We start from the raw sequence: 24,098 nt of genomic DNA, 5'->3' as shown, positions 1-24,098 counted from the left end.
GCCGGAGGCCGTCGGCCGTCGAGCCGCGGTGGGGCCGCCCCGAGAGAGGAATCAGGAACATGACAGGATTTGCAGTGTTCATGGTGACCTTCGGCGTGGCGTTCATCGCGCTCGGCCTCGCCGATCACCGGGCGATCTGGTGGCGGTTCCAGGCACGGCGGCACGCCGACCCTGCCGCTGCCGAGCCCTCCGACGCCGGGTTCCTCGTCCAGCGGCTGTTCTGTTTCGCGGCGGCCGGCCTGGCGTTCTACGGTTCCTGGACCAACTTCCAGCTCAACGACCGGGACCGGCCCGACGGGGCCGGTCAGGCGGAAGTGCTGGAGCGGACCGTCGCCGTGGCTGAGTGGATGGACGGCTCGATGATGTCCCCGGTGTTCGACCCGGACGACGGCTCGTGGAACGAGCGCATAAACCCACAGCTCGACGGACCGGAGAAGGACGACCCGACAGCCAGTCTGGTGTGGCGTTCGGGCGAGCTGGAGCCGAAGGGCAACGTGGAGCACTACGAGGTGAGCAGTCCGGACGGCACCACCTGCCTGAAGGTGACGGCCGAGCCGTCGCCCGAGCAGCCGGTTCCGGAGGGCATGACGCCGATCTACTTCGACCTGCGCGCCGACGCCTCAGAGGGCCCCTGCACAAAGTGAGCACAGGAACCGCAAACACTTCCTCTTGAAGTGCCACGTGAAGAACCGGAAAGGTGTGGCAGATGGCGTGGGACGAGTGGGAACAGCTCAAGACGCAGGCAGCCGGGCGTCAGTCGGAGCAGATGCAGCTGAACCGGGTACCCGACGAGGGCGGTGGAGGCAGTGGCACTCACGGCGACCTCACGGCTTCCGAAACCGATCTCGCGAAGATCGGCACCAACGCGTTCAAATTGTTCAACCGTTTGTACGACGAGGCGCGTGTGGCCGGCCCCAGCAGCTCCAAGTCCGCTGAGGACCTCAAGACCCAGGGCTTCGAACTCGGCGCAGGGCTCGCCCACGTAGCCAAGCGATGGGACGAACAGCTCGGCTCCCTCCGGGACGCCTGCTCCCACATCTCGAACCACATGCGGGTGACCAAGAAGATCCACAAGGACGACGAGCACTACATCACCGGGCAGCTGAGCAGCATCGCCGCGCTGGACAGCGGATTCGACGAACGCGTCGGACAGCCGGGCGAGAAGAACCCGATCTACGGCGAGAAGAAGAAGGACAAGGACTAGTCATGGATCTTGAAACCCTTCGTTTCGCGAAGTTCGGCCTTCTCGACGAAGCCGTCACCGACTGGACGACCCTGATCGGCAAGCTGGCAAGCCTGAAGGAGGACGCCGACGATGGGCTCCGCGAACAGGCGAACAAGGCGAACTGGACAGGCGAGAACGAGAAAATTTCCAAGCAGTTCATCGGCAGAACGGCCGGTGAGTTCGCCGATGCGCACACCCAGGCCACGTCGATCCGCAACATCCTGAGGGACACCTGCAGCGAGCTGAAGGACTACCAGACCAAGCTCAAGGACGCGATCGATCGTGGGCTCAAGAAGAACCTGACTGTCGTGTCCACGGCCAGCGGCGGCTTCACGGTCACCATGAACATCCATCCCGACCGCGCCGCCAAAGGAACGAGCGTCCCCGACCACACCGAGTCGGACGTGACGGCCCTGCGGGACGAGGTGCAGAAGCTCCTGGACGGGGCGACCCAGAGCGACAGCTCCGCGACCAAGGTCCTCAAGGCGCTCGTCGACCAGAGCAAGCTCGGCTTCTCCGACGCCAACTACGCGAACCGGGACGCGGCCGCTGACGCGCTCAAGGAGGCCGACGACCTGGCCAGGATCGCGAAGAAGAATCCCGAGGACCTCACGGTCAAGGAATTCGACCAGCTGAACGCCGGCCTCAAGAAGTACGCCAACGACGACCTCTTCGCCGAGCGGTTCGCCACGAACCTCGGTGGCAAGGGCACCCTGGACTTCTGGGCCGATCTCAACAAGCCCATGGTCAACCCGGAGCTGATGCACGAGCGCCGGGACCAGATGGACGACCTCCAGAAGAGTCTGAGCCTGACACTGGCGACCGCCAGCCAGAGTGACACAGCCGCCATGGAGACATGGAAGCGGGACGTCGTCTCCTTCGCCGACAGGCCACTGGAGAAGAACGGCGGCATGCCTTTCGGCGGCCAGGTCATGAGCAACCTGATGCGGTGGGGCGACTACGACGACAAGTTCCTGAACGAGTACGGCAACAAGCTCGTCGCAGCGGAGAAGAAGCTCACCCACAACGGCGCCCATGTCGCCTGGCAGCCCATGGGCATGGATCCGCAGCTGAACCACACGGGAACCGACTCCGGCTGGGACCCGATGACCGGTTACTTCAAGGCTCTCGCCAACAGCCCCGACGCGGCCACCGAGTTCTTCGGCGACACGTTCGTCACGAAGGACGAGGACCACGACTTCAAGGTGGAAGGCAAGGACGACAAGCGATCTCTCAGCAACTTCGAGTACTTCTTCGAAGAGCGTGACTGGCCGCATGACTACGACAAGGACCGCGAGGAGAGCATCGCGGGGCGCAACAACCTGGCGATGGCGCTGGAAGCCGCGACGACCGGACACCCCGCGGGCGAGATGCCGACGGCGGACCTCCCGCCGCACTCGGATGCGCAGGCCAAGCTGATGGCGGACATCGTCGCGTCTGTCGAGGAGGACCCCAAGCGGCTCACGGACTACGCCCACATGTCCGACAGCATGGGGCAGATCGCCTCGGAGTACCTGCCGGATATCAACCGTGCAATTTCGGACGACTCTCTCGGGAACACCGAGAAGCTATTCCCCCTCGCAGGCGCCCAAGCCGACCTCGACCACAAGGACGTCTCGGCCTTCCTGGTCACCGTGGGACAGAGTCCCGATGGCTACGCGGCCGTGGAAGTCGGCCAGAAGGCCTACATGGCCGACCTCATGGACTACCACCTCAATCCGGATCTACCCGCGGACCAGCGGTATCCGCAGTCGCCCGAGAACACGATCGAGGCGATCGCCCGCCGTTCCGGGGAGGTGAGCGGATCGCTCACCATCGGTATGCAGGAAGCCGTGCTGGGCCCGGCCGCCGAGGAGGCGAAGGAGTTCTCCGACTCGGTCGCCCAGCAGAAGAATGCGTGGTCCGGAGGTCTCAGCACCGGAATCGGCGTCGGTGTGAGCTTCATCGCCACACCTGTAGGCGGTGCGGTCGCCAGCGGCGTTACGAGTACCGTCAGCAGCATGGTTCTCGAGCACATCTTCCAGCAGTCCGAGACCGATGTGCTGACCGAAGCCAGCAAGGAGTCGGCCGGTCTGTGGGAAAAGGGCAAAGAGCAGAGCGGGGCGCAGAGCCAGATCGCGGCCATTGAGGCAGCCAAGGCCCATGGGCACAACTACCAGGACCAGGTCGCTGACTGGGCTACGAAGGGGCGCGACGACGGTTTCTCGGACGCCGCCACAAACGTCAGGCACATGGCAGACCACCTGACCACGGAGGTTCCCCCCGCATGACCACTGCCAGCATGTCTACAGCCCCCGGACAAGTGGCGGCACAGCCGGACCCGGCTCCGAGACGGCCGACGGCGCGTCGGCTCTCAGCGCTCGTGGTGGCCGCACAGCTCGCACTACTGCTCACAGCCTGCTCGGAACCGGAGGAGAAGCGGTCCTTCACTCCGCCGCCGGACCTCTGCGGCACACCGGTGCCGACCGCCTCGCTCGACGCCGTACTGCCCAAGAGCGGCAAGACCCTGGAGACGCGTGCGCAGTCGCGAGAGGTAGGACGCACGCACTGCGAGGTAGTCGTCGACGACACCCTTGCACTCAGCGCCTTCTCGGAGTGGAAGAAGGGCGACTCCTTGACAAAGGTGGCCCACAGCAACCCGTTCGTCGACCTCGATGAGCACACCAGCGAGGACGGAACGTACGTCTGGAGCAACCGGGGCGGCGTCCGTCTCGTCTCCTGCCCGGTGGCTGAAAAGAAGCATCCCGAGCGGGACCTCTTCATCAGGGTCCTCATCTACGACAAGAAGTTCTCGGACGCCGACGCGGCCAAGAAGCTGCTGCTCGCCTACGCGAAATCCGTGGCGGACTCGGTGGACTGCAAGGCGGCCGCATAACGTCCTTTGCACCCGAGCAAACAGGAGAGACCCCGGAAACCGCCTGTGCGGCTCCCGGGGTCTCTCGCATCGGAACGGACGATCGGGTGGGCACCCCCTGCGCGTGCCCACCCCCGGTCAGGGTCCCGATGCGCCGGCTTCGGCCGGAAGCACCTCAGGCGAAGTAGCTGGCAGCCTTCTTGTCGCCGCCCATGTAGTCGCCGCCCGCGTTCGCGACGACCTGGCCGATCTGCATGAGGGCGCGGTGGATGTCCGCAGCCTCCCTGTCCCACTTCACCTGCTCCTGGACGTAGGCGTTGTGCGCCTCGCCCTCCCAGCCGGCAGCAACGGTGGCCATAGCGGTCTTGATCTCCCGCAGGTCCTCTTCGAGCTTCTTGGCCTGGTTGCCGAGCGTGGTCGCCGCCAGGTCGAGGCCGTCGTACTTGACGACGAGCTCGTCTCCCGAGTTCATACCCATGATTCCCTCATCTCACGTGTCGTGGTCACTCGGCTTTCGCGCGCCGAGATCGAGTGCGCCCCGCGGTTTAGAGGCCGCTGATGCCGGACTTCGGAGCAGCGTTGGTGCCGACACCGAGGTCGACGTTGATGGCCTGCACGGCAGCGCGGACGTCGTCCTCCGTGCCGTCCTTGATCTTCCTCGAGCTGCTCATCGCCTCGAGGAACTTCGCAAGGATGTTGCCGAGACCCACCATCGAGGTGTTGATCTCCTGCTGCTTCTTGTTGAAGGCCCCGGCGCCGATACCCTTCCACTGGCCCTCAAGACTGTCGATCGTGCCCTGAATCTGCTGGAGCTGGCCCTTGATCGAGTTGAACTTCTCGAAGAGCTGCTTCTCGAGCTGGATGACTTGCTGGTCTGAAAGCCGCTGGCCCTGTGACACGGTTACGTTTCCCTTCTGAACTACTTTTGTGACTGGCTACGTTGTGCCTCACTAGGTAATAGCGAGATGAAGCACAACGTGAGGTGAAGGTCTGAACGGGCCTTTGTGGCACCGCCGTTCGGTCAGGTACTGCGACGCTTGCGGATCACAGCGAAGGCGCCGACTGCGATCACCACGGCTGCGCCGATCCCGATGATGAGCCCCAACTGACCGCCGTCATCAGTGCTCTTGCTGGAGCCTGCCACGACTGCGTCGTCACCCGACTTGCCCTTGGGGCCTTGTGATGAAGCTGGTGCAGAGGGGGCGGGTGAGGCAGTCGATCCTGAAGTCTTCTTGTTGGTCAGGGGGCTGAGGTTCGGGTCGCCGGGCTTGCCGAGGCCGCGGTTGATGTGGGCGCCGGGGCGGACAACGCCGTGGCCGAGGTAGTTGCTGACGGTGCCCTTCTTCGAGCCCTCCGCCTGAGCTGCGCTTTCGAACATGACGCGGAGGACCTGGTTCGCGGTCCAGTCCGGGTGGGCGGACCAGATCAGGGCGGCGGAAGCGGAGGTGATGGCGGTAGCCGAACTGGTTCCGCCATCGCCATCGCAGTAGCTCTCAAATTTCGTGTTGCACCAGCGCGGGATGTCGTTACCGGGAGCGGCGATGTCCACGAAGTCACCGTGCTGCGAGTAGTCGGCAACGCGGCCATCGCTGTCGATTGCGGCGACGCCGACAACTTCTGGGTAGCTGGCCGGGTACTGCGGCTTGTTGCCCTTCTTCGCACTGTTTCCAACGCCTGCGAAGAACAATTTCCCCTTCCTCTCCGCATACTTCACCGCCTCAATCTCCTCGGGGCTCAGGTAGTCGCTAGCGAACGACATGTTGATGATCTGCGCTTCGCTGTCTACCGCAGCCCGGATGGCATCCTCTGCGTCATGCGCATTCACCGACTGCTCGTTCTGACGCCCGGTGTCCGAGATCCGCATTGGGATGATCTTTGCGCCGGGTGCGAGACCCTGGAGGCCACCGCCCTTGCCGGTGCCGGCGATCAACTCGGCCATGGTCGTCCCATGGCCGCTGTAGTCGTCTGTCGCTTCGCCTTTAGTCTCCGAGAGATCAAGTCCCTTCAGGACTTGTCCCTTCAGCGAAGGCGTGGACGGGTTGACACCGGTGTCGATGACGGCGACCTTGATGCCTTTCCCGGTGGCGGACTTCCAGATGTCCTCGGCACCCATCGCCTTCAGGTACCACTGCTTCGACTGCACATCCGCGGCAACGGCGGCCGGAGCCACGCCTGCGATGGCCACGGTCCACATGCCAACCGCAGCCAGTGTGCAGAGCAGGCCTCGCCGCAAAGTACGAGACTCACTGTGCTTTCGGGCCTGGCCCATTCCTGCCGTCATCCTGACTTCCGAACCTTCCCTGTGCTTAGTCGATCACCGGCGGCACGGCGCCACGCCGGCGTGCCGTCCATGTCTCTTCGTCGTCCGTCAGGTAGTCCGGACGTGCTGATCCGGTGCGCTCCTGCTCCTCATCACCGGACTGACGTTGGCCTGGGCGGCCGCCGACAAAGCCTGCACCGCCTGCGGTGAAGCCTCCAGCGCCTGGCCGTGAGCCGGGCGCGCCGTTACGCGGTGTGCCAACGACTCCGTTCGAGCTCGGGGTGCCCCGTCCAGTGGATCGGGGGGCGCTGTTCGCAGGATTTGCCCCGACGACTCCGGACTGGCTGGGCCTCGCAGCGGCACGTCCGGGTGCCGCTCCCTCACCGCCGATGACCGTTCCCCGTGGGATGCGAGATCCGGCGGAGCCCGTCGCGGCACGCTGCGGCGTACCGCCCACGATGCCGTCCGCACGACCCGCACGACCCGCGCGAGGACCAGCAGTCCCGCCTGTGCCTGTACGTCCGGCCATGGGCTGACCTGCCGCACCCGGTCTACCGGCCACGGGAGTCCGGCCTGCGGCTCCGCCAGCGTTGGCACGTCCCGCCGCGGGACCTGTACCCATCGGGCCCGGCCGACCAACTGCTCCAGCACGCCCCGCTGCCGCGGGACCGCTTCCAGCGGCGCCAGGCCGTCCGACTGCGCTCTGGCCCGTGCCACCGGCCCTGGGTGCGCTCGACTTACCCGTTGCCCGCGGCACACCACCTCGAACGGGGTTCGCGAACCCGCTCGCCATCGGAGGAACCTGACCATTCGCAGGGCCTACCGGACCGGTGGCAGAAGGGGGCGGCGCAGCGCCAGGGCTTGTGGTGGGAGCCGGCGGCGTCGCGACGCTGTCGATCTCCATCGACGTGTTCCGGTCCGGAACGGGCGCGACTGTTCCAACGGAATCCACCTTGGAGGCGCCATCCGTGCCGCTGGAGTCCGCTTTGGCCAAGAGTGACCGCTCTGCGGGTACCGTGGATGACTCGGCACCCGTGGCAGTTGCGCCCGAGTCCCCCTCCCCGACAATCTGAGACCTTGGCCGGGGCACATCCGCATTCAGCATCCCCGGAAACTTCGGCGCTTCCTGCCCCGCCAGAGACGACTCGGAAACCGCGTAGAACGAGGCCAGGCGGTTCATCTGGTTGATGGCCTCCTGGCGGTTCTCCTCCACCTTCACGGCCTCGATGTACTCCGGGTTGGTCTCCTTGGCCGGGGCCAGCGCAAACGCTTCGGGTTTCTTTCCGAACAGCCGAGTGTCGCGCTCCCGCGGCATGGAGTTTCTCACCGAGGCGAGGCCCGTGCTTGCGACCTTCATCTGCGTGCCGGCGGCGTTGGCGAATGTGGCCAGGTCCGCGGCGTGCGCGGCGAGCGCCTTTCCGAACCTGCTGAACTCGGTGGCGGCCTCGCCCTTCCAGTCCGACTCCGAGCTGGTGACGTGGTCGGCAAGGTCCTTCGCAGCCCTGTTGAGGGCGTCCTTCGCCGTCAAGAGAGCCTCGCCCGCCGTCTCCAGGTCCTCCGGGTTAGAGTCCTCGATGAGGTCGAGCATCTCGTTGAGCTGCTTCTTTTCGAAGTCCGTCGTGCCGAAGTATCCGCCTGGACCGGAGCCGCCGCCGAAGCCGATGCGGTCCATCACGATCGCGAAGTGCTCGAGCGCGTCGGTAGCGCCAAACCCATTCTGGATCTGCGCTGTGTCCTGCGCCTGCTGCTTCTCAGGAGTGAGGTTCTTCTCATTCTCACCCATCAGCGATCACCTCAGCCCCTTCGGATCGATGGTCTTCTTGTCGTCACGCGCCCGCTCGGGCTCGCCGCTCTTCTCTCCGGGCTCCTTGCCCTGCTTCTGCTGCGCTTCCCACCGAGCCTGCTGCTTCTCCTGCTCCTGCTGCTCCTGGTAGACACGAGTCTGGATCGAATGGAACCGCCGTCGCTGCTCCTCCTCCAGGTTGTTGAAGCCAACGTCCGCGCCATGCACGGCGATGCTCAACATCTCGATCTGATCGCCCAGCGACTTGGAGAGCGAGACAAGCGCCTTGTGGACCCGGTTGTACTGCAGGTAGAAGCCCTCCGCCTCGCCGAATTCAGTGTTGGCACCGCTGAACGAGGCCCGTGTAACCGCCTGGGCTGCCACCTTCGCCTTGCCGGCTCCCCCGCCTTCGAGCTCCGCCAGCAGCTCGTTGATCTTCCCCTGGAACTTCTTCAGGGCACCAACGCCGCGCTCGAGGTCACCGCCACCGGTCGAGCCGCCCCCGCCGCCGCCCCCGCCACCATCGAGCACGATGCTCGTTCCTCCCCGTTTGCTGCTGCTGTCACGCGTTGCGATCGTGGTGACTCGCACATCACTGATCTCGCAAGTACCCAGTCTAGCCACTGGCTCTGACAGGCCCAAGTGTCTTATCCGTCACGCGACTTCCCTGGTGAGACGACCGCCAGGCGCTGTGCGGTTGCAACCCTTCCGGCATGTCTGGTTTGCGGCGTTCGGCCACTCAGCCACGAGATTCCCCCGCGACCCGCCTCGTGCGCCGTCGGGCGTCGCGCAGAGCCACCGCACCACCGGTGATGGACGCCACCAGCACACCGCCGCCCACGACGACATAGGTCGCGAGGCGTGCGTTGCGCTCCTCCGGCGTCTCGCCCAGATGGAGTTCGGCCGGAGTGGGCGCCTCTGCTCTGGTCACACCCTCATGGGCGACCGGTTGGTCGATCGGCTTGTCGTCCTCGGTCAATGCGCGTACAGGGTCGACGACTCCCCAGCCCACCAGACGGTCATGGCCGGCGGTCGAGCGTTCCGCCGTCTGCTGGATCTGGGCGACGATCTGCTTCCCTGTCCACTTGTCCTTGGCGTGCTTGCTCTTGATGAGCGCAGCAATGCCGGCGACGTACGGCGCCGAGAAGCTGGTGCCGTTGTCGGCGCAGTGGCCGCCCCCAGGGACTGTGGAAACCATGTCCACACCAGGGGCCGCGATGCCGACGAAGTCGCCCGACTGGGAAAAGGAGGCGCGTTCGTTGTTGCGGTCGGACGAAGCCACGGCCAGAACACCGTCGTACGAAGCCGGGTAGGTCTTCTTGACGTTGCCGCCCAGGCCGTCGTTGCCCGCTGAGGCGACGATAACGATCTCCTTGGCCAGCGCGTCGTCCACCGCCCGCTTCAGTACAGGTGTGGGCTCCACGGCGTTGGCCGTGTCCTGGGAGATGTTGATGACATCGGCGCGCGCCCGGATCGCTTCGCGGATGGCCCCGGCCAGGGTCTCGGCGGTGCCGTGGCCCTCGGCGTCGTTCTGCTGGAGGGGAATGATCGTGGCATCCGGAGCGAGACCTACGAAGCCGGTGCCCTTCGCGGGGCGGGCTGCGATGATGCCGGCGACCTTGGTGCCGTGGCCCACCACGTCCGTGGTGCCGTTCTCCTTGCCGCGCGCGATCTTGTCGCCGTTGTCGTCCTTGATGTTCTTGTCCATCAGGTTCCGGCCGCTCTTGACGTCCACCGCTCGTGTCAGCTGCGGGTTCTTGATGTCGACGCCGGTGTCGATGACCGCGACCCGCACCCCCTTGCCGGTGGACTGCTTCCACAGCTCGTCCAGCAGGACTCGCTGCAGCGCCCACGGTCGCCCCTCGTACGTCTTCCCGGGGAACGTGCACTGAGTGCCCGAGTCCGCCGCCGCAGGGGCCGCCGGCAGGCCGATGAAAGTGATCGCGGTGGCTGCCGCAGCGGTGATGAGTCGTCGGTACGTATGAGTCATCTCTGCTTCGCCCTCACGAACCCTGCGGCAGACGAGCGGCCCCGGTCGACAGGCGCGGTCCCGTCGGCAGGAACGAGGACCACGCGGCGGGAACCGGCACGGGATCAACTCCCTTGTAACCGAGGCGGTTCTGGGCCTGCTGCGCCTCTTGTTGCCGCTCCTGCTCCTCCTTCGCCGAACCGGAGGAGCCGATGCCGGAGTCGCCGGTCGCGGTGTCCCCGTTGGACTGCATGGCATAGCGCAGACCCGTGTCGGTGACGAGGAAGAGGAAGCCGGCGTCGGTCGTGGAGCCCTTGAACTGCCGGAACAGCAAGCCGGATCCGGGGGTGACGTAGGCGCTGCTCGAACCGGTCGGCAGCGTCGCCGGGAAGTCGGTGCCCGCCCAGGTGCCGAGGGTGGTGGCGCCGCTTTCCGCGTCCACCGTGCGCAGCACGTTGCAGACGGTGTTACGACTGCCTTCACCGATGCTCGCCGTGTTGACGGGCGTTGGTGCCTGCTCCGGCCAGTCGTTGTCCTGCCCGAACGCCGCACCCGGCTGGAATGTGGCGGCGCTGACGGACTTCGCCCGGCCGGCCTGGCCGAGCTTGATCAGGTCCTTGCTGTTCAGCAGCAGCTTCGCGGTGAAGTCCGAGACGGGGGCGACACGGCCCGGCAGGACGATGTACTGCTGGTTCCTGGTGCCGTCGGTCGCCATCAGGACCATGCCCACTTTGTTCAGCTCGGGCGCCAGGTCACCGGAGACGTTGGCGTCGAGGCCAGGGGTGCCGGTTATCTTCGGGAAGTCGATGGGGTCGCCCTTGTGCAGCGTGTCCAGCCAGGCGGCCGACACCCTTTGCGGCACGCGACCCTGTCCGACCAGCTGGCGCAGGAGCAGTTCGTCCTTCTGGACCGCATACGCCTTGCCCTCGGCGTCGACGACGTAACGGACCTGGTCGGGCCCCTCGACGTACAACAGCTCACCGCCGGCCAGGCGGTTGGCGCCCTCGGTCTTCTTCTGCTCGCGTTCGGAGAGGACGAAAGCCGCCTTCTGGATGGCTCTGCCGCCCTCGCCGGGGCGCTCACAGACCGCCCAGCGTTTGGCCGCCCCGGCCTCCTTGGAGTCGGGCAACCGGTCGGGGGCGTAGGGAATCCCGAGGGTGGCGCCGTGCGGAATCTTGCCGTTGTCGAGTACGGACTCGGAGACGTTGATGACCTTGCCCTTGTCCGAGTCAAGGAGGAGCTTGGCGGACGCCATGTTCAGGACGGGATGGAGCTGGGCCTTGCCCTTGGTCTTCAACACCACATAGCGAGTAGTGGACTTGCTGGCGATGATGACGTTCTCGCCCGCTGCGTCCCATTTCTGGGGTGCCACCGGTTTGAACATCCCCCATGCCCCGAAGGCCGCGAGGATCACCACTCCGACGATCGCGCCGGGCAACACCGCACGCAGCGGGCGCGGTGCACCTTCCTCCGAACCGGTCGAATTCGGCTGCACGAACTGCGCAATCAGCCTTCGCTTCGCGAAGGTGTAGGCGTTGAGTTCGTCCCGTCGTGATGCCATCTGTCCGCTGTCCCTCTCCCCGCTGGGCGACCAGGCTCCCATACTCACCGAGCAGGCCTGTTGTCGTGCCAGCCCCCTACTATGCCTGCTGGCGCTTCCGTCTCACTGCTCAGGTAGGGTGATCGCCCGGTCAACGCCCATAGGAATTTGGGAATTACGGACACGAGGGGGCAACGCGGCGATGGGTACGGCGACGCGCGCGCGAAATGGGCGGACTACCGATCGAGCCCCTGACACTTCCCAACGGCAACGCAGCAACGGACGGGGGGCCTCGACGCCACAGCGCGCTCCTGCGACGACGACTTTGCGTCCCCTGTCGCGCACCAGCCGCGTCGGCCCCTTCCAACTGCGGCAGTTGGTACTCGTCGAGGTGGCACTGGCGCTGACCGCGGTCGGGGTCGCGCTCGGCGGGCTGTGGATGGTACCCACCGCCACCATCGCCTGCTCCCTGGTCCTGCTCGCCGTGATACGCCGCCGCGGCCACGCCGTACAGGACTGGCTGTCGACTGCCCTCGCGCTGCGCGCACGCAAGCGAGGCGCCGGGCTGACCGCGGGGGAAGTCGACGCCTCGTTGGCACCCGTCGCGGAGAGCGTGCCGGGATTCCGTCCCTTCACCTACGTCGACCGCGATCGGCGCACTGTCGGCATGCTCGGCGACGGAACGTTTCTGACCGCGGTGGTAAGGGTCGAAGCGAGCGGTGATGCGCTGCGCCCCGCGTTCGGTGCACGGGCGCTCCCGCTGTCCCTCCTGGGTGGTGCCCTCGAGGTGGACGACATCGTGCTGGAGTCGGTGCAGCTGGTTCAGCAGGTCCGTTCGGCGCCCGCACCACACCTGCCCCAGCAGTCGGTCGCGCGGCTCTCGTACGCCCCGCTGCAGGAGCGGACCGGGGCGCCCGCGCTGAGGATGACCTGGGTGGCGGTGAAGTTGGACCCGGAACTGTGCCGGGAGGCCGTGGAGGCGCGTGGAGGCGGAATCGAAGGTGCCCAACGCTGCCTGGTGCGTGTGGCGGACCATGTGGCGAGCCGTATCACCGGGGCCGGATTCCGGGCCGTGGTACTGGACCAGGAGGATCTGAACACCACAGTGGCGACTTCTGCCTGTGCCAGTCCGAGGCTGTCGGCCCGCGCGAGCCGGCCGGATGCCGCGCCTCAGCGGCGAACCGCCGAGACGGCGCGAGTCTGGCGGTGCGACGACCGCTGGCACACCACATACGCGGTGGGCCGCTGGCCCGAACTGGGACGTGGGGCGGCTCCCCTGCCCAAGCTGGTGTCGCTGCTCACCTCTGCGCCGGCGTACGCGACCACTTTCAGTCTCACCCTGCGGCGCGGCTCACACCAAGGGTCGATGACCGTGGGCGGCCATGTACGGGTCACCGGCGGCTCCGACACCGAACTGGTCGGGGTGCGACGGGCGTTGGAGCATGCCGCGCGTTCGGCGAAGGTAGGACTTGTGCGACTGGACCGCGAACAGTTGCCCGGTGTGCTGGCGACTCTCCCTCTGGGAGGTGCGCGATGACTGCCGGAACCGGAACGGCGCGTGGGCTTCGGGGGCTGCTCGGCCCCCGCCACGCGGGGCACACCATGACCGCGGACCATCTGGGCGCGCTTTCGCTGCCCGTCGGGGACGACGGTGTGGTGATCGGTGACGACGCGGAGGGGCGCCCCCAGATGGTGGGGTTCCACCGTTCGTCGCCGTACGACGTACTCCTGATCGGCGGCCTGTGGACGGCTCAGGTGCTGGCGCTGCGCGCGGCGGGCACGGGCGCGCGGGTCGCAGTCGAAACCGGACGCGCCCAGGCGTGGACCCTGCTGGCACAGGCCGCGGGCGCGGGCCTGGAATGCATCACACTCCACGACGTGGGACGGGTGCCGCCGATGGGAGCGACGGTGGGCAGTCCGGTAGTGGTGGTACGGGACTGCGGCATGCGGCCGCCGCGCGGGCGCGTGGTGTCCTCGCCGTGGCAGTCGGTGCTGACACTGCTTCCGTATCTGAGCCCGGTGGCGCCCCGGTTGATGCGGGACTCCACGCTGGTGGGCATCCAGCGGCTCTCACCGCAGGAGGCGGAGCAGACAGGCCGGATCCTGGCGCTGTCGCAGGCCGAGATCGAAGCACTGCCGACTCTCGCGGACGGCGTCACCCTCTGGTGCGCGGGACGTGAGCGCCACTGGGTGATGACGAGTGCCACAGACGCCGAGTCCGGCTTGCTGGGCGTGGCTCGGCGGATGGACTGAGTTTCCGCCGTTGGTCGGGAAAGAGCTGCCCTAGGATGCTCGTAGTGACGCTGAGTTGCGTCCAACTACGCGACGCGTCTTGGCGCGTGGAGCATTCATCTCGGCCGCACCGAAGGGAAGCTTGACTGATGGGGAGCGCACAGGAGAAGGAAGAGCTGTACGCCCTCGACATCTCTGGCGTCGAGTGGCTCAGCGCCCCCGGCACGAGTGAGGACGAGGAGCGGGTGGAGATCGCACATCTGCCGGGCGGGGCCGTGGCCATGCGATCGTCCCTGGATCCGGAGACCGTGCTGCGATACACCGAAGCCGAGTGGCGGGCGTTTGTACTCGGCGCGCGTGACGGGGAATTCGATCTGCGCTGAGCGCGCCGAACGGCTGGGAAGGTCCCGGGCGGCGGAAGCGGCGCATGTCACTGCACGGGATGGGGCGGTTTCGCCGCAGGGCGACTCGACCGGCAGCTGATGGCTGAAGCCGGGCCGAGGGATGCGGCCGCCTCCTCTCTCGTGGGTATCCAGCGCTTCTCGCCCGACGAAGGCCGCCCGGATCGGCCGCATCATGCATCTCCCGCGGCCCGAGACGGAGGCGCTGTCCACCCTCGCGGACGGCGTCACGCTCTGCTGCACGGCGCGGGACCGGCAGTTCGTCATCGCACAGGCCGCGGATGCCGAGACCGGATTGTTGGGCAGCGCCCATCGGATGGACTGACGGGCTGGAAGCCCTCCCGTACGTACGCAGTTGTAGGGTTTTGACCCGTCGACTTCCCTGCGCTGCGCCCCACCCGGGTCACCTGGGGGCAGGGCGTGACGTACGGGACAGCAGCCGGCGGGCGGTCCGCCCTGCCGGACGGGCATTGTTGACGATTAGGGTGGGACAGGGCGCGGCAGAAGAACCTGCGGGCGTGTTGACCGCGTCCCTAGGGGGAGAGCCGGGCCGATCGGACGAAGAGGTCGCCCCCACCCACCACGGCACAAGGGTGCTCGACCACACCAGGAGGCAAAGTGAACGGCGATCGGGACGAGATCCACGGGGGCTGGAACATTCCCGTCGATGATCAGTCCGACGCGGATCCCGCCGAGTTGACGGGTGAGTTCACCATCGACTACACCCCGCCGGCCTGGTACACGCAGAACGCGTCGGGCGACACCTCGGGCGGCGGCTCAGGGCAGCAGGGACACACGCCGCCGCCGCCGAACGGGGCGCCGGTGGCCGTGCCTGGGCTGCCCGCGGGCAGTGGCTTCGAGCCCAACTGGGCGCCTGCGCCGACACCGCCGCCGGCACAGGTTCAGGCGCCTGCGCCGACGCCCGCGCCTGCGCCCCCTGCTCCTGCGCCTGCTCCTGTGCAGACGCCTCCTGCGGCTCCCGTCCCGGCTCCGGCTCCGGTTGCCGAGGCGGCCGCCGAGCCCGCGCCGCAGCCCTTCGGGGGCGGCGATGTGGAGAGCGGAGCGACCATGCGGTTCTCCCCCGCCGCGCTGAAGCGCGAGATGGAGGAGCGGGCAGCGGCGGCAAACGAGGCCGACGAGAGCGCTGCGGAGGGTTCCGGCGATCCCGCGGCCCCGGTCGCGGCCGGGGCGGCCGATGCCGCCGAGGCCTCGGCCGAGCGTCCGGCCGACGAGGCCGGAGAGGCCGCGGACGCCGACGGCCCCGAAGACCCCTCCGACGTACGGGACGCAGAGGTCCACGACGCCGAGGTGCGGGACGCAGAGGTACCGGACTCCGAGCTGCGGGACGCAGAAGTCCGGGACGGCGACGACGCCGAGCCCCGCGACGAAAGCGCCCCGCAAGGCGTGGGAGAGGTGACGGCCGACGAGCCGGCCGACTCCGCGCCCCAGGACACCGCGCCCGGGTCCGTGCCGGCTCAGCGCTGGTCCCCGACACCGTCCGCACCGGAACAGGGGCATGGGGAGAGCGCCCCACTGCCGCCGCTGCCGCCCGCCTTCCAGCCCGCCGCGCCGCCGTCCGCGCCGCAATGGCCCGTATCGCCGCAGACCGCGGAGCAGTCCGCCCCGCCGCAGCCGCAGCCGCAGCAGCCGGTGCAGGGCGGCCCCCAGAGCCCGCCCGCCTGGCCGACCCCCACGCCTCAGCAGCCGGGCGGTTACGGTTTCCCGCAGCCGGGACAGCCGGGGCAGCCCGGGCACGCCGCCGACCAGCACAGCGGTTACGGTTTCCCGCAGCCGGGACACCCGGGCCAGCCCGCACCCTCCGCCCCGCTGCCACCTGCCCAACCGGGCCCCGACGCCCAGGCACCGCAGACCGGTTACGGCTTCCCCCACGGCCAGCCGGGACAGCCCGGTTACCCGGACCAGCCGGGCGGTTACGGTTTCCCGCAACCGGGACAGCCGGGCCAGCCCGCACCCTCCGCCCCGCTGCCGCCCGCCCTACCGGGCCCCAACCCCCAGGCACCGCAGACCGGTTACGGCTTCCCCCACGGCCAGCCGGGACAGCCCGGTTACCCGGACCAGCAGGGCGGTTACGGCTTCCCGCAACCGGGACAGCCGGGACAGCCCGGTAACCCGGGCCAGCAGCCCGGCGCGCACGCGCCCGTACCGCCGGCGCCGCAGACGCCCAACCTGCCCGCGCCCGCCACGCCCCATCTGCCCGCGCAGCAGTCCCACCCGCAGGCGCACCCCCACGCCCCCCAGGGCCCGCCCCACGCCCAGCCTCCGGTCGGTCCCACGGACCCGCGCACCGGTGCCGCCTGGCCCACGGCGGTGACGCACGACCAGCGCGAGCGTTCCGTTCCGGGCGCCCCGCTCGGGTACACCGCGGCCGTCGAGCTCTCCTCCGACCGCCTCCTGCGCAACAACAAGCAGAAGGCCAAGAGCAGCCGCAATCCCTCCAGCTCCGCCCGCTTCAAGCTCGGCGGCAAGAAGGAGGAGGCCGAGCGGCAGCGCAAGCTGGAGCTGATCCGTACGCCGGTGCTGTCCTGCTACCGGATCGCGGTCATCAGCCTCAAGGGCGGCGTCGGCAAGACCACGACGACCACCGCGCTGGGCTCGACGCTGGCCACCGAGCGGCAGGACAAGATCCTGGCGATCGACGCCAACCCCGACGCCGGCACGCTCGGCCGCCGGGTGCGCCGGGAGACCGGGGCCACCATCCGCGACCTGGTGCAGGCGATCCCGTACCTCAACTCGTACATGGACATCCGCCGGTTCACATCGCAGGCCCCCTCCGGTCTGGAGATCATCGCCAACGACGTCGACCCGGCGGTCTCGACGGCCTTCAACGACGAGGACTACCGGCGCGCGATCGACGTACTGGGCAAGCAGTACCCGATCATCCTCACCGACTCCGGCACCGGTCTGCTCTACAGCGCGATGCGTGGAGTGCTGGATCTGGCCGACCAGTTGATCATCGTCTCGACGCCCTCCGTGGACGGCGCGAGCAGCGCGTCGACGACCCTCGACTGGCTGTCCGCGCACGGGTACGCCGAGTTGGTGCAGCGTTCCATCACGGTCATCTCCGGGGTACGCGAGACCGGCAAGATGATCAAGGTCGACGACATTGTGCAGCACTTCCAGACGCGCTGCCGCGGTGTCATCGTGGTGCCCTTCGACGAGCACCTGTCGGCCGGCGCCGAGGTCGACCTGGACATGATGCGCCCGAAGACCCGTGAGGCGTACTTCAATCTCTCCGCGCTCATCGCCGAGGACTTCGTACGGGCTCAGCAGCAGCAGGGGCTGTGGACGGCGGACGGCAACCCGCCGCCGCACATGGTCCCGCCGATGCCGGGCGGGCAGCAGATGCCGGGGCAGCCGGTCCCGGGCCGGCCGATGCCCGGTCAGCCCTACGCGCCTCAGCAGCCGCAGCCCCCTCAGCAGCCCTACCCCCAGCAGGGCCAGCCGCAGCAGCCGTACGGAGGCCAGCCGCCCCACCAGCCGTACCCGCCGCAGGGCTGGCAGCACTCGCTGCCCTCCCAGGCCCAGCCCCCCGCGAACCCGGCCGGACCGCCTCCCGGCCAGCCGGGCGGGCCGGGTCACCCCGATCAGCAGGGCCGTCCGGGTGGCGCCGGACAGCCCGAGTTGCAGGGGCCCGTACCGCCTGCCGGATGGCCCCATCAGCAGCCTCCGCAGGCACCGCCAGCCCCTCAGCAGTAGCGCGACAGAGGTCTCAGCCAATGAGGGCCCGCACCGTCTCCACGGTGCGGGCCCTCAGCGTATTCCCGCAGCCCACACGGGGTTTGACGGACCGTTGACGCAATCGACCGCCGCTGATAAACCTCGCTTCACCAATTGGCGAACCAGAGCTCAACCTGCCTACTCCGAGCGAGTGATGACGCGAGGTCCCCTTCCCATGGTCACTAAGGTTCCAGCCCGCATCCGACTGCTTCTGGCCTCAGGCGCCGCCGCCGCACTGGTGGCCGGAACAGCAACCCCCTCGGCCCAGGCCGCCGGCGAGGACCACGGCGGCAAGAAGGTCCTCACCGTCGCCGTCTCGCAGAGCGTGGACTCCCTCAGCCCGTTCCTGGCGCAGAAGCTGGTGAGCACCACCATCCACCGGCTGGCCTATGAGTACCTGACGAATTACGACGTCAAGGACGCTCGCACGGTCCCGGGGCTGGCCACCGAGTGGAAGACGTCCCCGGACAAGCTGACGTGGACGTACACCATCCGGAAGAACTCCAAGTGGTCCGACGGGAATCAGGCCACCGCCGAGGACGCCGCCTGGACCTTCAACAAGATGATGACGGACGAGAACGCCGCCACCGCCAACGGCAGCTTCACCGCCAACTTCAAGAAGGTCACAGCCCCGGACCTCGAGACGCTGGTCATAGAGCTGAAGAAGCCTCAGGCCACCATGACGGCGCTGGATGTGCCGATCGTGCCCAAGCACGTCTGGGAGAAGGTCGGCGACTTCTCGAAGTTCAACAACGACAAGCAGTTCCCGGTCGTGGGCAACGGCCCCTTCGTCATCACCGACTTCAAGGTCGACCAGTTCGTCAAGCTCAAGCCCAACAAGGACTTCTGGCGCGGCGCGCCCAAGTTCGACGAGCTTGTATTCAAGTACTACAAGGACGGTGACGCGGCCGTGGCGGCGCTGCAGAAGGGCGAGGTCTCCTTCGTCCAGGGCCTGACCCCCGCCCAGGCCACAGCCCTGAAGAGCGCCAAGAACATCAAGGTCAACGACGCTCCCGGCCGCCGCTTCTTCGCTCTCGCCACCAACCCGGGGGCAAGGTCCAAGGACGGCAAGACGTTCGGCAACGGCCACAAGGCCCTGCTCGACCCGGCCGTGCGCAAGGCGCTCTTCCACGCCACCGACCGCAAGACCATCGTCGACAAGGTCTTCCAGGGCCACGCCGTGGAGGGCGAGGGCTATATCCCGCCGCGCTTCGACTCGTACTTCTGGAAGCCCGACACGAGTCAGAAGATCGCGTACGACCCGGCGAAGGCCGCCGCCCTCCTCGACCGGGCCGGCTACAAGAAGACCGGCGGCGGCAAGCGCGTCGGCAAGGACGGCAAGGCCCTCGATCTGCGCATCCTCTGCCACGCCACCGACCCCAACGACAAGGCGATCGGCAAGTACCTCCAGGAGTGGTGGGGCGAGATCGGCGTCGGGCTCAAGGTCGACTGTCTCGACAATGTCTCCGACCCCTGGATCAAGGGCGACTACGACCTGGCCTTCGACGGCTGGTCGGTCAACCCCGACCCGGACTTCGTCCTGTCCATCCACACCTGCGCCGCGCTCCCGGCCACGCCCAAGGACACGGGCGCGACCGACAACTTCATCTGCGACAAGCAGTTCGACGAGCTGTACGCGCAGCAGACCGCGGAGTACGACGCGGCCAAGCGGACCGAACTCGTCAAGCAGATGCAATCTCGGCTGTACGACACGGGATACATGAATGTCATCGCGTATCCGAACGCCGTCGAGGCGTACCGTACCGACCAGATCAAGTCCATCAAGACGATGCCGGAGGCCGCGGGCAACCTCTGGGGCCAGGACGGCTACTGGAGCTGGTGGTCGGCCGAGCCGGCCGCGGGCGACGGCAGCTCCGACAGCGGCTCCTCGACGGGCATCGTGATCGGCATCGGCGCGGCAGTCGTCCTCGCCGCCGCCATCGGGATCTTCGTCATGATGCGCCGTCGTACCACCGCGGAAGACCGTGAATAGTCGATGAGCACGACAAGCACGACCGGCACCGCCGCCGTGGTGCGAGCCCCCGAGGCCCGCACCACGAGCGGCAGCGCACGCGCCTATCTCCTCTATGTGGCGGGCAGGCTGGGCGGCGCGGCGATCTCGCTGCTCGCGGTGCTCGTCACCAGCTTCTTCCTCTTCCGGATCATCCCTGGCGACCCGGTCAAGGCCATGACGCACGGCATGCCGACGTCGGCCGAACAACTGGCGTCGTTACGCCGCCAGTTCGGCCTCGACCAGCCGATGTGGCAGCAGTTCACCGACTACTGCGGCAAGGCGCTGACGGGCGATCTCGGTACGTCCTACCAGTTCCACGCGCCCGTCGGCGAGCTGATCGCGCAGAAGCTGCCCGCGACGCTCCTGCTCACCGGGGTCGCCGTGGTCATCTACTCGGCGATCGGTCTCTGGCTCGGCACCCGCTCCGCCTGGCGGCACGGCAGCCTCGGCGACAAGGTGAACACGGGCATGGCGCTGACCCTGTGGTCCGTGCCGTCGTTCTGGCTCGGCCTGCTGCTGATCATCACCTTCTCGGTGGGTGTCGGCCCGATCCCAGGCCTGTTCCCGACCGGCGGCATGGAGTCGGGCGACAAGACCGGCTTCGCGTACATCGGCGATGTCGCGCACCACATGGTGCTTCCGGTCATCACGCTGGTCGCGGTCGGGTATGCCCAGACGCTGCTGGTGATGCGCTCGTCGCTGCTGGACGAGATGGGCAGCGACTATCTGACGACGGCTCGGGCCAAGGGGCTGCGGGACGATGCCGTACGCCGCCGGCACGCCGTGCCCAATGCGCTGCTGCCCACCGTCACGATGGTCTTCATCAATCTGGGGCATGTGGCGGCCGGTTCGATCCTCGTCGAGACGGTGTTCTCCTGGCCGGGCCTGGGCGGGCTCTTCTACCAGGCACTGAGCGTGCCCGATCTGCCGCTGGTGCAGGGGCTCTTCGTGGTCTTCGCCGGCGCGATGATCCTGATGAATCTCCTCGCCGACCTGCTCTATCCGCTGCTCGATCCCCGGGTGGGCCGATGACGATCACACCGGTCCCCAAGACCGCACGTACCACCCGGAGCGCGAGGTCCCTCGCCTGGGCGCGCCGCCGCGGTTCAGTGGCCCGCTTCTGGCGCTCGTACCGCACTCACCGGGCGGGCCTCTTCGGTCTCGGCGCGCTCGCGCTCATCGCCCTGATCGCGCTCGCCGCGCCGCTGCTCGTCGGCGGCGACGTGCAGAGCGTGACGAACGCGCCGGGCACGGCTCTGGAATCTCCGAGCGCCGAATTCCCCCTGGGCACCGACCAGTTCGGGCGCTCCCTGCTCGGGCTGCTGGTCTGGGGCGCACGGATCTCGCTCACCGTCGGACTGCTGGCCGCCGCGCTGTCGGTGGCCATCGGAACCCTGGTCGGCATCACCGCCGGTCACTACGGCGGCTGGTTCTCGACCGTCATCATGCGGATCACTGACTGGTTCCTGGTGATGCCGACGCTGGTGCTGGCGATCGTGCTCGCGACCGTGATGTCCCGGAGCGTCTGGACGGTGATCCTGGCGATCGGCGTCACCAGCTGGCCGACCACGGCCCGTCTGGTGCGGGCGCAGACGATCGCGGTCGAGTCGCGTCCGTACATCGAGCGAGCCAAGGCACTCGGTGGCGGCCACAGCCACATCATGACCCGGCATGTGCTGCCCAACGTCATGCCGCTGGTCCTCGCCCAGACGACGCTCGGCATCTCCACGGCGATCCTGACGGAGGCGACGCTCGCGTTCCTCGGCCTCGGCGATCCGACGATCGTCTCCTGGGGCGGCATGCTCCAGGACGCGCGGGAGGCGGGCGCTGTCTCCTCCGGCCACTGGTGGTATCTGGCGCCGCCCGGGATCGCCATCGCGCTGGTGGCGCTGGCCTTCACGCTGTGCGGCCGGGCGATCGAGGCCGTGCTCAACCCGAAGCTGGGGGTGGCTCGATGACTGCGCAGCGCCTGCTCGAAGTCAGGAACCTGCGGGTGACATACGGTTCGGGGGCGCGGGCCGTCCCGGCCGTACGCGGTGTGGATCTGAGCGTGGCCGCCGGGCAGAAGCTGGGACTCGCGGGCGAATCGGGCTGCGGCAAGTCCACACTGGCCCTGGCCCTCCTCCGCCTTCTCCCCGCTTCCGCCAAGCTCTCCGGCGAGATCCTCCTCGACGGGGAGGACGTCCTCGCCATGAAGTGGGGGCGGCTGCGGGCCGTGCGGTGGGCCGGCGCGTCGATCGTCTTCCAGGGCGCGATGCATTCGCTCAACGCGGTGCACCGGGTCGGCGAGCAGATCGCCGAGCCGATCCTGCTGCACCGCAAGACCACGCCGGCGGCGGCGAAGAAGCGGGTTGCCGAGCTCCTTCAGCACGTGGGGCTGCCCCTTTCCCGCGCGGACGCGTATCCGCACGAGCTGTCCGGCGGCCAGCGCCAGCGCGTCATGATCGCGATGGCGCTCGCCTGCGACCCCCGGCTCATCGTGGCGGACGAGCCGACCACCGCGCTCGATGTGATGATCCAGGCGCAGATCCTGCGGCTGATCGAGCAGCTGGTCGCCGAGCAGGACATCAGCCTGCTGATGATCAGCCACGATCTTGCGGTGCTCGCCGACACCTGCGACCGGCTCGCCGTGATGTACGCGGGCCGGGTCGTCGAGGAGGGCCCGGCGCAGGCGGTGTACAGCGCGGCGGAGCACCCGTACGGGCGCGCCCTGTCCGCGGCCTTCCCGCGCATCGGCGACATCGGCTCGCGCCGGGCCCCGCGCGGCCTGCCGGGCGACCCGCCCGACCCGTCGGCACTGCCGAGCGGCTGTACGTTCCACCCGCGCTGCCCGGTCGCGCTGGACGCGTGTGCGCTTCAGGACCAGGAACTGTCGGCGGTCGGGGAGGGGCACCGGGCGGCATGCGTCCACGCGGGGGCGGTGCCGCTGTGACACGCCTGCCCCGAACTCCTCTGTCCGCCAGCCCGGTTCAGCGCCTCGCCGGGGCCTAACCCAGGAGCCAGTCATGACCGTCACTCCCCTGCTCTCGGCCACCGGTCTGCACGTCACGTTCCCCGGGCGGCGCGGCGGGCCGGCCGCCCGTGCCGTCGACGACGTCGACCTCGACATCGGCGCGGGCGAGATCGTCGCCCTGGTCGGCGAGTCCGGCTGCGGGAAGACGACGCTGGCCCGCTCGCTGCTGGGCCTGGTGCCGCCGACGTCGGGCGCGGTCACCTTCGGCGGTGCGCCGCTGTCGTACACCTCCCGCGCGCTGAAGTCGTACCGCAAGCGCGTCCAACTGGTCCTGCAGGACCCGAGCGGCTCGCTGAACCCGCGGCACACCGTGTACGACGCGGTGGCCGAGGGCCTGCGGATCCACGGGTACTCCGGCGACGAACGCCCGGCCGTGGCGGAGGCGCTCTCGCGGGCCGGGCTGCGGCCGCCGGAGCGCTTCTTCCTGCGCTACCCGCACGAGCTCTCGGGCGGCCAGCGCCAGCGCGTCGTCATCGCCGGGGCGCTGGTCCTGGAACCCGAACTGATCGTCGCGGACGAGCCGGTGGCCTCACTGGACGCGTCCGTACGCGGCGAGATCCTCGCGCTGCTGCTTCGTCTGCGGGACGAACTGGGCCTGTCCGCGCTGGTGGTGACGCACGACCTGGGGCTCGCGTGGAACATCGCGGACCGGGTGGCGGTGATGTATCTGGGCCGGATCGTGGAGTCCGGCACCGTCGAGGACGTGCTGACGAATCCCCAACACCCCTACACCCAGGCGCTGCTGTCCGTACTCCCGGACTCGGCGAACCCCCCGGTGGTTCTGACGGGCGAGCCCCCGGATCCGTCCCGTATCCCCGGGGGCTGCCGCTTCCACGCGCGCTGCCAGGTGCTGGCGTCGGGCGAGGCGGAGCGGGCGGGGGTGGCGGACAGATGCCGGTCGGAGGAGGTGGCCGTGCTGGGCGGGGCGGGGGTGGCGTGCCACTGGGCGCGAGGGGGCGCGTTGTGAGCGACGGCCCCGCGCCGCAGCGGCACAAGTCGCGCGAAGCGCGGTGACCACGCGGCGGAGCCGCACATCAGACGCAGCGCAGCGCAGTGCAGGACACGAGCC

The 24,098-nt window shown here is 68.3% G+C and carries 19 protein-coding genes and 1 pseudogene; 14 read left to right on the top strand and 6 right to left on the bottom strand.

Features of this window, described 5'->3' with window-relative positions; translation table 11 throughout:
• Window positions 1-59 precede the first annotated feature (59 nt).
• The 4 genes from J7E87_RS21375 to J7E87_RS21360 all read left to right on the top strand — a co-directional run bounded on the left by J7E87_RS21375 (window position 60) and on the right by J7E87_RS21360 (window position 4,100).
• Complete coding sequence (locus tag J7E87_RS21375; protein ID WP_215096094.1) at window positions 60-644, top strand: hypothetical protein; 585 nt, start codon at window positions 60-62, stop codon at window positions 642-644.
• 62 nt (window positions 645-706) lie between these two features.
• Window positions 707-1,204 (top strand): hypothetical protein, encoded by a 498-nt coding sequence (locus J7E87_RS21370; protein ID WP_215096093.1) that lies wholly within the window; start codon window positions 707-709, stop codon window positions 1,202-1,204.
• Between the two features lie 2 nt (window positions 1,205-1,206).
• A complete protein-coding gene (locus J7E87_RS21365; protein WP_215096092.1) occupies window positions 1,207-3,495 on the top strand; it encodes a hypothetical protein in 2,289 nt (762 codons plus the stop codon).
• Window positions 3,492-4,100 (top strand): hypothetical protein, encoded by a 609-nt coding sequence (locus tag J7E87_RS21360; RefSeq protein WP_215096091.1) that lies wholly within the window; start codon window positions 3,492-3,494, stop codon window positions 4,098-4,100. Before J7E87_RS21365 ends, J7E87_RS21360 begins: the two co-directional genes overlap by 4 nt.
• 154 nt (window positions 4,101-4,254) lie before the next feature.
• On the opposite strand, the gene J7E87_RS21355 is transcribed toward J7E87_RS21360, so the two are convergent.
• The 6 genes from J7E87_RS21355 to eccB form a co-directional block, all read right to left on the bottom strand.
• Window positions 4,255-4,557, bottom strand: a complete 303-nt coding sequence (locus J7E87_RS21355; RefSeq protein WP_215096090.1) for a WXG100 family type VII secretion target — start codon at window positions 4,555-4,557, stop codon at window positions 4,255-4,257.
• A gap of 67 nt (window positions 4,558-4,624) precedes the next feature.
• On the bottom strand, window positions 4,625-4,978 hold the full coding sequence (locus J7E87_RS21350) for a WXG100 family type VII secretion target (RefSeq protein ID WP_215096089.1): 354 nt from the start codon (window positions 4,976-4,978) through the stop codon (window positions 4,625-4,627).
• Window positions 4,979-5,100: 122 nt separating this feature from the next.
• On the bottom strand, window positions 5,101-6,360 hold the full coding sequence (locus J7E87_RS21345; RefSeq protein ID WP_215096088.1) for a S8 family serine peptidase: 1,260 nt from the start codon (window positions 6,358-6,360) through the stop codon (window positions 5,101-5,103).
• 1,768 nt (window positions 6,361-8,128) lie between these two features.
• A complete protein-coding gene (locus J7E87_RS21340) occupies window positions 8,129-8,653 on the bottom strand; it encodes a hypothetical protein (protein ID WP_215096087.1) in 525 nt (174 codons plus the stop codon).
• A gap of 208 nt (window positions 8,654-8,861) precedes the next feature.
• Window positions 8,862-10,112, bottom strand: coding sequence for a type VII secretion-associated serine protease mycosin (gene mycP, locus J7E87_RS21335; RefSeq protein ID WP_215096086.1), 1,251 nt, complete (start codon window positions 10,110-10,112; stop codon window positions 8,862-8,864).
• Window positions 10,113-10,125: 13 nt separating this feature from the next.
• A complete protein-coding gene (eccB, locus tag J7E87_RS21330; RefSeq protein WP_215096085.1) occupies window positions 10,126-11,652 on the bottom strand; it encodes a type VII secretion protein EccB in 1,527 nt (508 codons plus the stop codon).
• A gap of 181 nt (window positions 11,653-11,833) precedes the next feature.
• On the opposite strand from eccB, the gene eccE reads away from it, so the two are divergent.
• The 10 genes and pseudogenes from eccE (at window position 11,834) to J7E87_RS21280 (ending at window position 23,996) form a co-directional block, all read left to right on the top strand.
• Entirely contained in the window at window positions 11,834-13,168 is a 1,335-nt protein-coding gene (gene eccE, locus J7E87_RS21325; RefSeq protein WP_215096084.1) for a type VII secretion protein EccE, read from the top strand.
• Window positions 13,165-13,884 carry a hypothetical protein gene (locus J7E87_RS21320; protein ID WP_215096083.1) on the top strand — a complete coding sequence of 240 codons (720 nt, stop codon included), beginning with the start codon at window positions 13,165-13,167 and terminating at the stop codon, window positions 13,882-13,884. Before eccE ends, J7E87_RS21320 begins: the two co-directional genes overlap by 4 nt.
• A gap of 128 nt (window positions 13,885-14,012) precedes the next feature.
• On the top strand, window positions 14,013-14,246 hold the full coding sequence (locus J7E87_RS21315; protein ID WP_108152923.1) for a DUF397 domain-containing protein: 234 nt from the start codon (window positions 14,013-14,015) through the stop codon (window positions 14,244-14,246).
• 132 nt (window positions 14,247-14,378) lie between these two features.
• Window positions 14,379-14,589: pseudogene (locus J7E87_RS21310) on the top strand (hypothetical protein); the annotation flags it as partial.
• A 293-nt stretch (window positions 14,590-14,882) separates the two neighbouring features.
• Window positions 14,883-17,981, top strand: coding sequence for an SCO5717 family growth-regulating ATPase (locus tag J7E87_RS21305; protein ID WP_215096082.1), 3,099 nt, complete (start codon window positions 14,883-14,885; stop codon window positions 17,979-17,981).
• 196 nt (window positions 17,982-18,177) lie between these two features.
• On the top strand, window positions 18,178-19,995 hold the full coding sequence (locus J7E87_RS21300) for an ABC transporter substrate-binding protein (RefSeq protein WP_251017784.1): 1,818 nt from the start codon (window positions 18,178-18,180) through the stop codon (window positions 19,993-19,995).
• A 3-nt stretch (window positions 19,996-19,998) separates the two neighbouring features.
• Window positions 19,999-21,048 (top strand): ABC transporter permease, encoded by a 1,050-nt coding sequence (locus J7E87_RS21295; RefSeq protein WP_215096080.1) that lies wholly within the window; start codon window positions 19,999-20,001, stop codon window positions 21,046-21,048.
• Window positions 21,045-21,974, top strand: a complete 930-nt coding sequence (locus J7E87_RS21290) for an ABC transporter permease (RefSeq protein ID WP_215096079.1) — start codon at window positions 21,045-21,047, stop codon at window positions 21,972-21,974. Before J7E87_RS21295 ends, J7E87_RS21290 begins: the two co-directional genes overlap by 4 nt.
• Entirely contained in the window at window positions 21,971-22,948 is a 978-nt protein-coding gene (locus tag J7E87_RS21285; RefSeq protein ID WP_215096078.1) for an ABC transporter ATP-binding protein, read from the top strand. The genes J7E87_RS21290 and J7E87_RS21285 overlap by 4 nt, the downstream gene beginning before the upstream one ends.
• 73 nt (window positions 22,949-23,021) lie before the next feature.
• Window positions 23,022-23,996, top strand: coding sequence for an ABC transporter ATP-binding protein (locus tag J7E87_RS21280; RefSeq protein ID WP_215096077.1), 975 nt, complete (start codon window positions 23,022-23,024; stop codon window positions 23,994-23,996).
• The last annotated feature ends 102 nt before the right edge of the window (window positions 23,997-24,098 follow it).

The sequence above is a fragment of the Streptomyces sp. ISL-1 genome, from assembly GCF_018614585.1.
GTDB lineage: Bacteria > Actinomycetota > Actinomycetes > Streptomycetales > Streptomycetaceae > Streptomyces > Streptomyces maoxianensis.
The sequence above is the reverse complement of the archived record's forward strand: the minus strand, read 5'-3'. Positions and strand labels throughout refer to the sequence as shown.